General features: G+C 32.1%; 11 protein-coding genes. 2 read left to right on the top strand and 9 right to left on the bottom strand.

The window, feature by feature from the left end:
• Positions 1-19: 19 nt before the first annotated feature.
• The 7 genes from CKL_RS02195 to CKL_RS02165 form a co-directional block, all read right to left on the bottom strand.
• Positions 20-640, bottom strand: a complete 621-nt coding sequence (locus CKL_RS02195; RefSeq protein WP_011989013.1) for a DUF1836 domain-containing protein — start codon at positions 638-640, stop codon at positions 20-22.
• A gap of 27 nt (positions 641-667) precedes the next feature.
• The gene (locus CKL_RS02190) at positions 668-1,927 is read right to left on the bottom strand and encodes an NAD(P)/FAD-dependent oxidoreductase (protein WP_011989012.1); all 1,260 of its coding nucleotides are present in this window, start codon (positions 1,925-1,927) and stop codon (positions 668-670) included.
• Between the two features lie 279 nt (positions 1,928-2,206).
• Positions 2,207-3,061: a bifunctional 5,10-methylenetetrahydrofolate dehydrogenase/5,10-methenyltetrahydrofolate cyclohydrolase gene (locus CKL_RS02185; RefSeq protein WP_011989011.1), complete on the bottom strand. Its 855-nt coding sequence runs from the start codon at positions 3,059-3,061 to the stop codon at positions 2,207-2,209.
• 57 nt (positions 3,062-3,118) lie between these two features.
• A complete protein-coding gene (locus CKL_RS02180; protein ID WP_011989010.1) occupies positions 3,119-3,751 on the bottom strand; it encodes a cyclodeaminase/cyclohydrolase family protein in 633 nt (210 codons plus the stop codon).
• A gap of 20 nt (positions 3,752-3,771) precedes the next feature.
• Positions 3,772-5,448: a formate--tetrahydrofolate ligase gene (locus CKL_RS02175; RefSeq protein ID WP_011989009.1), complete on the bottom strand. Its 1,677-nt coding sequence runs from the start codon at positions 5,446-5,448 to the stop codon at positions 3,772-3,774.
• Between the two features lie 198 nt (positions 5,449-5,646).
• A complete protein-coding gene (locus CKL_RS02170; RefSeq protein WP_011989008.1) occupies positions 5,647-6,837 on the bottom strand; it encodes an aminotransferase-like domain-containing protein in 1,191 nt (396 codons plus the stop codon).
• A 439-nt stretch (positions 6,838-7,276) separates the two neighbouring features.
• Positions 7,277-8,545, bottom strand: a complete 1,269-nt coding sequence (locus tag CKL_RS02165) for a dicarboxylate/amino acid:cation symporter (RefSeq protein WP_011989007.1) — start codon at positions 8,543-8,545, stop codon at positions 7,277-7,279.
• 163 nt (positions 8,546-8,708) lie between these two features.
• Between CKL_RS02165 and CKL_RS02160 the strand changes: the two genes are divergently transcribed.
• A complete protein-coding gene (locus tag CKL_RS02160) occupies positions 8,709-9,569 on the top strand; it encodes an AraC family transcriptional regulator (RefSeq protein WP_011989006.1) in 861 nt (286 codons plus the stop codon).
• Between the two features lie 71 nt (positions 9,570-9,640).
• Here CKL_RS02160 and CKL_RS02155 read toward each other — a convergent pair whose 3' ends face one another.
• Positions 9,641-10,603 carry a hydroxyacid dehydrogenase gene (locus CKL_RS02155; RefSeq protein WP_011989005.1) on the bottom strand — a complete coding sequence of 321 codons (963 nt, stop codon included), beginning with the start codon at positions 10,601-10,603 and terminating at the stop codon, positions 9,641-9,643.
• 158 nt (positions 10,604-10,761) lie between these two features.
• Here CKL_RS02155 and CKL_RS02150 point away from each other — a divergent pair, with 158 nt between their 5' ends.
• Complete coding sequence (locus CKL_RS02150; RefSeq protein ID WP_011989004.1) at positions 10,762-12,207, top strand: DEAD/DEAH box helicase; 1,446 nt, start codon at positions 10,762-10,764, stop codon at positions 12,205-12,207.
• A 32-nt stretch (positions 12,208-12,239) separates the two neighbouring features.
• Here CKL_RS02150 and CKL_RS02145 read toward each other — a convergent pair whose 3' ends face one another.
• Positions 12,240-13,367, bottom strand: coding sequence for a THUMP domain-containing class I SAM-dependent RNA methyltransferase (locus CKL_RS02145; protein ID WP_011989003.1), 1,128 nt, complete (start codon positions 13,365-13,367; stop codon positions 12,240-12,242).
• Between the last annotated feature and the right edge of the window lie 121 nt (positions 13,368-13,488).

Genomic DNA, 13,488 nt, shown 5'->3' with positions numbered 1-13,488 from the left:
CATAAATTTATGTATATTTTTATTTTGTAAAAAATTTATCAATTATCTTTTCAGCCATTCTCTTTTCCATATTGGCCTTTACAATTAACATGATTACCACTAGTATAAGATCAACTATATCCTTTTCCCCTTCTAACTGGAATTTGTCTTCAAAGACTGTTTTTTCATCATTTCCTTCAATTTTAAGAATATTTTCTAATCCAATTTTATGCTCAAAATTCTTTATAAAACTTTCTATTTCACTTTTCTCTATTTCCAGAAAACTTTTATAGACACTATTTAATTCTTCTCTGCGGTCTTCTCCTTTTATTATAGATGTTACTATGGGAGAAAATAACTTTTGTATATCGCCTATAGATAAGATTTGTTTCAAATAGTATGTCAATACTATCAATATAATGTGTTGTTTAGAATATTTTTTCTTTTTAGGAGGCATAAGTATTCCCGATTTAGTATAATTATTTATCATAGTCTTAGTAAGAGTACTTTCTCCTTCTGTTCTTTTTAAATGTCCCAATTTTTCTTCAATAAGAGTTGTAACTTGATCCATGTATAAATCTATATCTGGTATATTTTCAAGCTTTAACTGTGTAAAATTGCCAAACTCCTGTATCAATTTTTCCAATTCATCTTTATACATACAGCATCCTCCTAATATGAAAGTATATCAATCTTTTTGTACACTTATAGTTATTTGTCTGCATTTAGGATATTTTCCCAACAATTCCTTAGTAAATTTAACTTCTTCTACTTCCGATGGGGTAAGCATTTTCTTTTTAATATGCATTTCCCTGACACCATCAAAATATACGGATATAAATTTATCTCTGAATAAATTTGTCACCCTGAATATAATATTTATGGTTTTGTCTACATTTTCTATATTTATATACTGGGGAACTGTATATTTAACACCATGAAGAGCCAATATTTTTATTTTACTACCATTAAATTTTTTGCCTTGTATATAGGCTGCTGCATTTTTACCTGCATTTATACTTTCCAAAATAATATTGTCAACTAAATTATGAATATAAAGTACATTTCCACAGGTAAATATCCCATCTATACTTGCAGCTAGACTTTCATTCACCAGGGGGCCTCCAGTTATATTTGATATTTTTATTCCTGCACTTCTTAAAAGTTCATTTTCCGGGGATAATCCTACAGATAAAACTACCGTATCGCAAGGTATATGCTCCTCACTACCTTTAATGATTTTTTTGTTTCTATCTATTTTAGAAATAGTTACACCTTCTACTCTACCCTTCCCTTTTATATCTACTATTGTATGATTTAATCTTAAGGGAATTTTAAAATCATAAAGACACTGTACTATATTTTTTTTAAGCCCACTATAATAAGATAATGGTTCTATAACTGCCTTCACCTTTCCACCTTCTAAAGTAATTCTCCTTGCAACTATAAGAGCTATATTTCCAGAACCTAATATTACAACTTCTTTCCCTGGCATATAGCCTTCTATGTTTATAAACCTCTGAGCGGAGCCTGCTGTAAGTATACCTGCACATTTACTACTTGATATATTCATAATACCCCATGGTCTTTCCCTACAGCCTGTTGATAAAATTATAGATTTAGCCTTTATCTCAATTATACCTTCTTCTTCATTTACTGCAGTTATGATTTTATTTCTGGTTAAATTAAATACAGTGGTATTTAATTTATATGGAATTTTTATATCTTTTACCTTTTCTATAGACTTCTCCACATATTCTGGACCTGTCAGTTCTTCCTTAAATATACTAAATCCAAAACCACTGTGTATACATTGATTTAATGTCCCTCCAAGCTGATTTTCCCTCTCAAGTATTAATATATTATCTACGCCTTCTTCTTTAGCAGTTACAGCTGCCGATAGCCCTGCCGGTCCCCCCCCTATTATCACAAGATCATACTTTTCCACATATAAAACCTCCAACCATCCTAAATTTATCCTAAGAGTGATATCACTAGCACTCTGACTCCTTTTAAACTGGGGATAAGTAATTTTTGAGAATTACTTAATAAGATAACTCACGTGAATGATTTTCAAATTTAATTATTGTTAAATACAACTATTTCACATCTATATATACTTTACCATATTGTTTATTAAAAAATACCATTATAGAAAAAAAGAGTCCATTCGAGATTATTATATCTAAAAAGATGACTCTCTTGTCTATAGTATTTAATTACTCAATTACAGCTTGTTTTTATGTTTACATGCCTCTACAACATGTTGTGCCAATACAGAAGAAGTAACTGTTCCCACTCCTCCTGGAACCGGCGTCACAATTACATTTTTCCACTGACAGCTTTTTATATCCACATCTCCACATAGTTTTCCGTATTTATCTACATTTATCCCTACATCTATAACTACAGCCCCTTCTTTAATATATTTTGAATCTATAAATTCAGCCTTTCCGATACCTGCCACCAATATATCTGCCTGAGAACAAATTTTATCTAGGTGAACAGTTTTTGAATGACATGTTGTAACTGTGGAATTTTCATTTAAAAGAAGCATTGACATAGGCTTTCCAACTATCATGCTTCTTCCAATTACCACCGAAAACTTACCCTCTACGTCAATATTATAGTACTTCAATATCTCCATAACTGCACGTGGTGTACAAGGTGCAAAACCAGTGCTATCCCCTGCAATTACTTTAGCTAAATTTATGGGATTAAAACAATCTATATCTTTTTCAGGTGTAATTACATATTTTATAATATTTTCATCTAAATGTTTGGGTAAGGGCCTAAATACCATTATGCCATCTACATTTCTATCTTCATTTAACCTTCTTAATTCCCTTATAAATTCTCTTTGTGATATATCTTCTGGAAATTCTTTTACATATGTTTCTATTCCAATTCCATTACATCTTTTCAATATTCCCTTCTCATAAGCAAGGTCACTTGCCTTGGCTCCGACTCTTATTATAACTAGTTTAGGAATAATACCTTGTATTTTAAAATTATCCACTTCTTTAATCAAAGTTTCACTTATAGCATCTGCCACGGGTTTACCTTTAATTATTAGACCCATACTTACGTTCTCCTTTATATTCAAAATATATTACAGTAATTATTTAAAAATATGCTGCTACATAGAAAGTATCTCCACTACCTTACTATATACCCTATCTGCAATTTCAATACCTTCTTTAACTAAAGATTCTATTTCTGATTTTACTTTATGGACATACTCCTCATCATTTATGGAACCTATATTGATTATTACATTAAGTTGTGCTCCAACTATTGAAGCTCTTAAACACTGAACTCCTACCCCTACATCACTTATTACAAGTTTTGAACAATTGTCCACTAAAGCCTCATGAAGTTTAATAGCATCATATGCCTTTTTAATGATATTTATGGGTACTTCACAGGCATCTTTTAAACATCTTTGCAAAGTCTTCTCTTTTATCATTTTTTCTTCTTTGGTACCTTTTGACATCCCATAGGCCTTAGAAAGAGGGAGAAAACATTTTGCATCTTCATCTACCATATTTAAAAGTTCTCTCTGCAGCTTATAGGTCTTTTGTAATATAAATTCCAATTTTTCCTCATATTCTGCATATTTTTTCTTTCCTAGGGTAAGATTACAAGCCATACTACAAAGTGCTGCTCCCAAAGCTCCCACTAAAGCAGAAGCACTGCCCCCTCCCGGAGCTGCACTCTTGGATCCCAGTACTTCCACAAAATCCATACAACTTTTATCTCTTAATTTCATAATATTTCCTCCCCGGCTATTTAAAATAATCCACTTATTACTCCATTTTCATCCACATCTATTTTTTCTGCAGCAGGAACTTTTGGAAGTCCCGGCATTTTCATTATTGAACCGGTTATTGCCACTACAAAACCTGCTCCTGCAGAAATGCTAACCTGTCTTACTGTAATTTTAAATCCTTTTGGTCTTCCAAGTTTATTTTGATCATCTGTCAGGGAATATTGAGTTTTAGCTATACAAACTGGTGTTTTCCCAAAGCCTAACTTTTCAAGCTCATCTATTTCCTTTTCCGCCTGATTGGTAAAAGTAACACCATCTGCACCATATATTTTTTGGGCTATAGCTCTTATTTTGTCCCTGATTGGCAATTTTTCATCATATGCGAACTGAAAATCATTTTTACCCTCATTTATAAGTCTCAGTACTTCTTTTGCCACCTCTATTCCGCCTTCTCCGCCCTTTGCCCAAACTTCCGATAACTTCACACTCACTCCAAATTCTCTACACTTTTCCTCTACTAACTTAAGTTCAGCCTCTGTATCCGTAGGGAATGCATTTAATGCTACTACTGCCGGCAACTTAAATACCTTAGTTATATTTTCCACATGCTTTAACAGATTTGGAATACCTTTTTCAAGAGTTTCTAAATTTTCATTATTTAATTTTGTCTTTGGTGTTCCTCCATTATATTTAAGTGCCCTTACCGTAGCAACTATTATTACTGCATCTGGTCTCAACCCTGCCATTCTACATTTGATATCTAGGAATTTTTCTGCACCAAGATCTGCACCAAAACCTGCCTCTGTAACTACATAATCTCCAAAATGCATTGCCATTCTAGTTGCCATTATGGAATTACATCCATGAGCTATATTAGCAAAAGGCCCACCATGTACAAAGGCTGGTGTTCCTTCCAGTGTCTGAACTAGATTGGGTTTTAAAGCATCTTTAAGAAGTGCTGCCATAGCTCCTTCAGCCTTTAGGTCATGGGCGGTTACAGGATTACCCTCTGTAGTATATCCTACAACTATTTTTGAAATTCTTTCTTTTAAATCATTTATGTCCGTTGATAAACAAAATATAGCCATTATTTCTGAAGCAACAGTTATATCAAAACCATCTTCTCGTGGTATTCCATTTACCTTTCCCCCTAATCCGTCAACTACAAATCTAAGTTGTCTGTCATTCATATCTACACATCTTCTCCAAACAACCCTCCTAGAATCTATATTTAACTTATTTCCCTGATATATATGATTGTCTATAAGGGCTGCCAGTAAATTATTAGCAGCGGTCATAGCATGTATATCCCCTGTAAAATGTAAATTTATATCTTCCATAGGTACTACTTGAGCATATCCCCCTCCAGCAGCTCCTCCTTTTATTCCAAATACAGGTCCCATAGAAGGTTCCCTTAGTGCAACAACTACAGATTTATCAAGCCTTGCCAGAGCATCTGCCACTCCAATTGATGTAGTGGTTTTTCCCTCTCCAGCAGGTGTCGGATTTATAGCTGTACATAAGATAAGTTTTCCATTTTTACCTTTAGTAGTTTTTAAAAGATTGTAATCAATCTTGGCCTTGTATTTCCCATATAATTCAATTTCATCTTCAAAAATATTCAATTTCTTTGCAATATCCTTTATATTTTCCATGCTGCATTCCTGTGCTATTTGTATATCTGATTTAAAATTCATTCAAAGTACCCCCGTATCTATTTTGATCATTTAATTTGTTTCCAAATGTTAAAATCTTAACGATATTATAAGAAGAATATATAAAAAACATTTTTTATCCAAAATATATTTTATATATTAACATATTAACAAATAGCTTGCAAAGAAATTAAAATTAAGATATATCAGTACTTCTACAATTCAAAATCCCTTAGGATGCTACCCCCTAATAAATTTCCCCAACACTTCACCAATACATTTTATTCCCTCAACAATTTTATCCTCTGGCATATTTGAGTAGTTAATTCTAAAATTATTTTCTTTTCCGCCATTTGGAAAGAAAGAGCCACCTGGAACAAACGCAACATTTCTTTCAAGACATTTTTCAAGCACATCCCTTGCATTTATATTTTCTGGCAGTTGCACCCACATAAATAATCCACCATGGGGTCTTGTAAACGTAACTTCTTTTGGAAATTCTGCTTCCATTGTTTTTATAGCTAAATCACGCCTTTTCTTATAAACCTTAAGAATTTCTGCTATATGTTTATCAATATCATATAATTCAAGATACTTTGCAATATCTCTTTGAGCAATTGTATTGCACTGAAGATCAGTGGACTGTTTTACCAATACATATTTTTTTATAATCTCCTTCTCTCCAGCAATCCATCCAATTCTATATCCTGGACAAAATATTTTTGAAAAAGTGCCCAGACATAAAACATTTCCACTTTTATCAAATGATTTAGCAGAGGGTAGTTGCTCACCTTCATAGCGAAGCTCACCATAAGGATTATCCTCAATAACAATTACATTATACTTTGCAGCAAGTTCTGATAATTCTTTACGTTTTTCAATACTCCAGGTTCTTCCTGTAGGATTTTGAAAATTAGGAATAACGTATATTAGTTTAATTCTTTCAGTAGTTTTAAGTATCTTTTCAAGCTCACTTATAACCATACCGTCTTCATCTGTAGGTACTTCAATAAACTCACATCCATATGCCCTAAAAGCACTGATTGCTGCAAGGTATGTAGGGCTTTCACATATTACAATATCTCCTTCATCTAAAAAGACTTTTCCTGAAAGATCAAGAGCCTGTTGCGAACCATGTGTAATTAATATATTTTCATAATCAAAGGAAGTGCCTAACATTTTATTCATTCTGTCTGCAGCCCATTTTCTCAAAGGATCATATCCCTCCGTAGTTGAATATTGAAGTGCACTTTTTCCATCCTCTTCAAGTACAAGTCTGTTTGCTTCTTTTATCTCATCAATTGGAAAAAGCTCCGGTGCTGGAAGTCCTCCTGCAAATGATATAACTTCCGGTTGTTGAGTAATCTTTAACAATTCTCTAATTTCAGAGGCATTTAAACCATTCATTCTATGGGCATATTTAAAATTCATGTTTATCTCTCCTTTTTTAATAATATATAAAAATAAAAAATCCTGTCCTTTGTATAAATACAAAGGACAGGATTTAAATTCATCTTCCTGCGGTACCACCTTAATTGATGTAAAACATCCACTCATTAAAGAATGCAAACACATTCCGGATTTATAACATAATCCCAATGTTGTGAATTACTCAGAACTTCATAAAGTCCTTTTGACCCACACTCTCAAAGGCTACTTTTCTATACTGCGTTCTGTCAGCTTCCCAGCACCGCCAACTCTCTTTTAAGTGCACGTATAGTTTTATCTCCTTGTCAACGATTTACTATATTTAAGTGTTACTAACATATTTGTAACTTCCATATCATTAGTAATTTATTACCTATAGATAATAGTTCTTATTTGCATACAATATCACTTTATCCTTAGTTTGTCAACATAAAAAATAAAGTTAAATATTATTATTTCCGCTTACTCTATTATAAATCCACTCTTTCCCTTCTACAAGCCGTGATATCATCATACTACATACTGTGTTTCCTGTTGAATTTAAAACAGTAGCTGGTGCATCTATTATGACACTTATAACCATAATTATAGGAAGTAATCCTTGAGAAAAACCATATATACTAAGTATGAGCATTTCACCAATCATGCCTCCACTAGGGATAGCAGCCATTACAGCCCCTACTAAAAAAGATATAAAAATTATAGAAAGTACTGATGAGATGCTTGCCATATTCTTATTAAGCAATCCAAATAAAAAAGCAATTTTCATAACTCCCCCAATTACAGAACCATCCTTATGAATATTTGCCCCAAGTGGAATTACTGTTTCTGTCACATCCTTTGGAACGCCCATCTTTTTTGTGAATTCCAGGTTAACAGGAATACTAGCAGCACTGGAACAGGTGGCAAGAGCTGTGATAGTAGGAACTGCAGCATTTTTCCAGAATATTTTAATTGCATTTTTCCCCCCTGCTAAAAAAGCATATAAAGTAAAGAAACCAAAATAATAAATAATGGATATAATTATATAAAGGATAAAAACCTTTAAATAGCCCTGCAATATTTGAGGTCCAAGCTCCCCTATTACTGAAGCAAAATAGCATCCAAGTCCTATAGGAGCATAATACATTATTATTCTTACCATTTCCATCATTACACGGGAAGCTGCAGTGAAAAATTTGGTAACAGTTTCTGCTTTTTCTCCAAGTGCTGCTGTTGAAATACCAAAAAGTACTGAAAATACAATCAATTGAAGCATATTACTTTTAGAAAATAAAGATGTGAATTCTGAAACTGTAATAGTATTTACAATCTGCTGAAAAACTCCTACGTGCTTAACTTGCTGCAATGAATCATTACTTCCAGATACAATTTGTTTTAATGCCATATAATCTATGCCTTTTGCAGGCTCCACTATAAAAACACCTATTATCCCTATTATAGAAGCTGCCAGCGCTGTAAACAGAAACACTATAAATGTACTTCCAATAATTTTACCAAATCTTTTCATGCCTTTCATATTAGCTATGGCTGAAGTAACACTAAAAAATACCAGTGGTATTATTATCATAAACATTAGATTTAGAAATAAATCACCAAAAGGTTTTAATACGGATGCCTTATGTCCTAAAAAAATACCTAAAATTGCACCTATAATTATTGAGCCTAACAGTACTATAGAAAATTTATATCCCCCAAGAAACTTTTTCATTGTGAATTTCCTCCTAATTATATTATCTAATAATTATTATATTCTAATTTTTTGCTATTTTTATTGCTAAAAGTGCTTGAAATATGGCAAAAAATGCCCTACTATATAATTATATTTATACTATAACTTCTATATAATAAATATTTATTGAGGTAAATCATCTATGGAAGAAAATAAAGGTTTAAAGATAAAGAGAGGTTATTTAAAAACTGATTTTCAAATATTTTATTTAAAAGAGCAAGAAGACATTTCCTTCGAATTCCACTATCATAATTTTGATAAAATAGTAATATTTATAGGTGGAAATGTAACTTATTTGATAGAAGGTAAATCCTATAAATTAAAGCCCTGGGATATACTTTTAATAAATAACAATGACATACACAAGGCAATAATAGATCCCGACAAAATCTACGAGCGAATAATTATGTGGATAAATTTAGATTTTTTAATAAGATATAATAACAATTGTAATTTACTAAGTTGCTTTGAATTAGCTTCAAAACAAGGATTCAATCTTTTGAGACTAGAAGATAACTGGATTGACATAATAAAAAAAATACTTTTTGATATTAAAGATACTTTTAAAAGCAAAGACCTTGGTTATGAAACACTGAGAATTTCTTTACTTTTACAATTTATAGTGTACATTAACAGATTATTTTTAAAACAAAAAAATACTAAAGAATTATACGACATTAAATATGACGAACGCATAAATGATATTTTAAATTATATAAATGGACATTTAGATCAAAACCTATCTATAGATTTTCTTTCCTCTGAGTTTTATGTGAGTAAATATTATCTGATGCACAAGTTTAAAGAACAAACAGGTTATACAATCCATGCATACATACTTCAAAAAAGACTCATTATGTCAAATTTATTGATAAAAAATGGCAAAAATATAGCAGAAGCCTGTGTACAATCTGGATTTGGTGATTATTCCAACTTTATAAGAGCTTTTAAAAAAATGTTTGGAGTTTCTCCAAATAAATATTATAAGACTTATAAGCAGTAACTTTCCCGTAAATTTAGGGGAATATATCCGAATTTAATTTACAAAAAATCCAAATACATTCCCTTTGCTTATTATAGATTATTTTTGATATTTACAGGCCAGGAAGGCTTATTCCCACTTAAAACCTCATGTATGCCAATAGCTGCATGAACAGACATTCTTTTCATGGCTTCTATGGTATGAGCCGCACTATGAGGGGTTACAATTACATTTTCCATCTTAAAAATGGGATTATCCTTTGAAGGTATCTCTCCATCAAATACATCAGTTGCCGCCCCTGCAATTTGTTTATTTAAAAGAGCATTACAAAGGGCATCATTATCTACCACTTCTCCACGAGCTGTATTTATAAGAAATGCATCCTTTTTCATAAAAGACAATTCTCTTTTTCCTATAATTTTTGTGGTAGCTTTAGTAAGTGGAACATTTAAACTTACAAAATCGGAATTTTCAAGCACATAATCCAGGCTATCTGTAAGTTCAACATAATCCAGTGATTTGGACTCTTCATCAATATGGCGTTTAAAGCCTATAACCTTCATCCCAAAACCTTTTGAAGCTTTTAATGCCAGAAGCTTTCCTATACTTCCAAGGCCCACAATTCCAAGCACCTTTCCCTCAAGATCAATGCCTAAAATATCCCTTACTTTGAAATTTCCCTTTCTTAGCCCTCTATCATAGAGAAAGAACTTCTTAGCCAATGCTATAATAAGACCCATGGTATATTCTGCCACCGTATTTTTATTTGACTCTGGAGCATTGGTAATTTGTATGGAAAGCTCCGATGCTGTTTTAATATCTACATTATTTACACCTACACCAAACCTTGAGATAACCTTTAACTTTTTTCCTGCCCTTATTACCTTTTCTGTGATATTTGCCATTCTAACAAGTATGGCATCACAATCTTTAACTTCCTCTATAAGAACATCCTCGGAGGTATCCCGTGGCATTTTTATCTCATATCCGAATTTCTTTAGATATTCTACCCCTTCTTCTTCTATACTTTCTGTAATTAAAATTTTGTAACTCATATTAAAACCTCCCTGCACAATCTTTGTTTTCTATTCTATCTTAAATCAATTTACAATTCTACCTTTCACAAACTACATTAATGTAAAAATAACTTTTACTATACTTTATCAGTACATAATAGTATTATAGTATTATTAAAAACATATGAGGTAAAACTATGGATAAATTAAATTTTAAAGATTTTCAATTAAGTAATACTATATTAGAATCATTACAAAAACTTGGATATAATTCTCCCTCTGAAGTTCAAGAAAAAGTTATACCCCTAATTTTAAAAAATAAAGACATTATAGTGAAATCACAAACAGGCAGTGGAAAAACCGCAGCTTTTGCAATACCAATCTGTGAAAAAATAGAAATAGAAGAGAAAAATCCACAGGCATTGGTGCTTACTCCTACAAGAGAACTTGCCCTTCAGATTAAAGAAGATTTTTCATACATTGGAAGGTTAAAAAAGATAAACTGTACTGCTGTATTCGGCAAGGAACCTATAAGCCTTCAAATAAAAAAACTAAAACAAAGAGTTCATGTGGTAACTGGAACCCCAGGAAGAATTTTGGATCATATAGAAAGAAATACTTTAGTCCTTGAAAAAATAAAATATTTAGTTATAGATGAAGCAGATGAAATGCTAAGTAGAGGATTTATGGAACAGGTGGAATCCGTTATAGGCAGTCTTCCTAAGAATAGAACTACTCTTCTCTTTTCTGCAACTATCCCTGATGAAATACTAAAATTATGCAATGTATATATGGAAAATCCACTCAACATAGAGGTTCAGTGTGAAAGCTCAGTAAAAGACAGAATAACACAAATGTACTACAAAATAGAAGCACCTTATAAATTTTCTCTATTGAATAAAATAATATATACTGAAAGACCAGACAGTTCCATGATATTTTGCAGAACTAAGAAGAACGTAGATGATTTAGTTCTACAAATGAAAGCTAGAAAGTATTCCTGTGAGGCTCTTCATGGAGGAATGCTTCAAAATGAAAGAATTGATAAAATCGAAAGCTTTAAAAGAGGGGAATTTACTTTTCTTATATGTACAGATATAGCCGCCAGAGGAATCGATGTGGAAAATATAACCCACATAATAAATTATGATATACCTATGGAAAGGGAAAACTACATTCACAGAATAGGACGAACAGGACGTTTTACAAGTAATGGAACTGCCATAACTTTTGTTACTCCTAAAGAATATCTCTATTTGAAAAAGATAGAAGAATATTTTCATATTACTATTAAAGAAGGCAGTATTCCCTCTTTAGAAGAAGTTGAAACAGGAAAAAAGCTATTTTATGAAAAACTTAAATCTGCACCTAAACGGAAAGAAGATAAATCAACAAAATTCAACAGAGATATTACAAAAATATATATAAGTGCAGGTAAAAGGAAAAAAATACGACCTAGAGATGTGGCAGGTACCATTTCAAGTATTCCTGGGGTAAATCCTGAAGATATTGGAATAATAGATATAAAGGATAATTTTTCCTACGTGGATATACTTTTTGGTAAAGCTGAAATGGTTCTCGAAGGACTTCAACATAAAACCATAAAGGGTAAAACAATACGAGCTGAAAAAGCACAAAAGTAGAAAAAATCAGGTGTACTTAGTATACCTGATTTTTACCTTTCATCTCTTTCTCCAAAATACTGATAATAATAGCACTTTAATCTTCCATTATAAAGTTTTCTATTTTTATGAGATTTTCTACCAAAGTATTTTTCAAATTCAGTGTGGGCTGTTATTATAAAGTAAGACCAATTTTCAAGTCTTGAAAATACTTCTCCCATATCCTTATATAAATTTTCCACTTCCTTTTTTTCTCCAAGTCTTTCTCCATAGGGAGGATTGCTTATTATGAACCCATACTTCTTACTAGAACTAAACTTCTTCAGGGGCATTTTTTGAAAGGCGATATAATCTTCCACTCCTGCTTTTTTTGCATTGGCTCTGGCAGTTTTAATTACTCTACCATCTATATCTGAAGCAAGAATTCTAAAATCATTACTATTAATAGAATTTTGGGCGTGTTTCCTCAAATCTTGCCACAAGCTATGAGGAATTATATGCCATTTTTCCGAAACAAAACTTCTATTTAATCCCGGAGCCATATTTCTTGCTATTAATGCAGCCTCAATGGCAATAGTGCCGGAGCCGCACATAGGATCTGCAAGTATTTGTGAAGGATTCCATTTGCTTAAAAGTACCAGAGCAGCAGCCAGTGTTTCCTTGATAGGTGCTCCTCCAGAATTTTCTCTATATCCTCTTTTATGAAGGGCTTCCCCTGAAGTATCTAAAGTCAAAGTTACCCTGTCTTTAAGTATACCCACTTCTATTTTATATTCCACTCCAGTTTCATGAAATCTTTCCCTATTATACTTTCTTTTCATGGCTTCAACCACAGCTTTTTTAACTATGGATTGACAATCTGGCACACTATGCAATTTAGATTTTATAGATTTACCCGTCACATGCATAAATGCATCCTCAAGCATGATATTTCCCCAATCCACAGAAAGTGTACCTTGAAAAAGTTCTTCGAAACTTTCTGCCTTAAATTCCGACATTTTTATAAGTACTCTATCTGCTGTCCTAAGCCATAAATTACAAGTAACTATATCCATTTCATCTCCACAAAAAGTAACCTTTCCATTTTCAAGCTTCAAATTATCATATCCAAGTTCTTTAAGTTCTCCAGCCACCACAGCTTCCAATCCAAAAGTGGAGGTGGCAATCAATGTATATTCCATATTTTTCTCCTTAAACCATTTAGCTTTACTTAATACTTATAATACAATTGTATTATAAAATATAGTATAAATATATTAACATTTTTTAAAGCAGCCAACAAATTATTTTTAAATTAGGTTG

Origin of the sequence: Clostridium kluyveri DSM 555 (genome assembly GCF_000016505.1) — a bacterium.
In the GTDB taxonomy this organism is placed as follows: domain Bacteria; phylum Bacillota; class Clostridia; order Clostridiales; family Clostridiaceae; genus Clostridium_B; species Clostridium_B kluyveri.
This window is presented reverse-complemented; position numbering and strand designations above follow the sequence as displayed.

Excerpts from the sequence above, each read along its gene's own strand:
- CKL_RS02195 (WP_011989013.1), bottom strand. The coding sequence starts at position 640 with ATGTATAAAGATGAATTGGAAAAATTGATACAGGAGTTTGGCAATTTT.
- CKL_RS02185 (WP_011989011.1), bottom strand. The coding sequence starts at position 3,061 with ATGGGTCTAATAATTAAAGGTAAACCCGTGGCAGATGCTATAAGTGAA.
- CKL_RS02180 (WP_011989010.1), bottom strand. The coding sequence starts at position 3,751 with ATGAAATTAAGAGATAAAAGTTGTATGGATTTTGTGGAAGTACTGGGA.
- CKL_RS02175 (WP_011989009.1), bottom strand. The coding sequence starts at position 5,448 with ATGAATTTTAAATCAGATATACAAATAGCACAGGAATGCAGCATGGAA.
- CKL_RS02170 (WP_011989008.1), bottom strand. The coding sequence starts at position 6,837 with ATGAATTTTAAATATGCCCATAGAATGAATGGTTTAAATGCCTCTGAA.
- CKL_RS02165 (WP_011989007.1), bottom strand. The coding sequence starts at position 8,545 with ATGAAAAAGTTTCTTGGGGGATATAAATTTTCTATAGTACTGTTAGGC.
- CKL_RS02160 (WP_011989006.1), top strand. The coding sequence starts at position 8,709 with ATGGAAGAAAATAAAGGTTTAAAGATAAAGAGAGGTTATTTAAAAACT.
- CKL_RS02155 (WP_011989005.1), bottom strand. The coding sequence starts at position 10,603 with ATGAGTTACAAAATTTTAATTACAGAAAGTATAGAAGAAGAAGGGGTA.
- CKL_RS02150 (WP_011989004.1), top strand. The coding sequence starts at position 10,762 with ATGGATAAATTAAATTTTAAAGATTTTCAATTAAGTAATACTATATTA.
- CKL_RS02145 (WP_011989003.1), bottom strand. The coding sequence starts at position 13,367 with ATGGAATATACATTGATTGCCACCTCCACTTTTGGATTGGAAGCTGTG.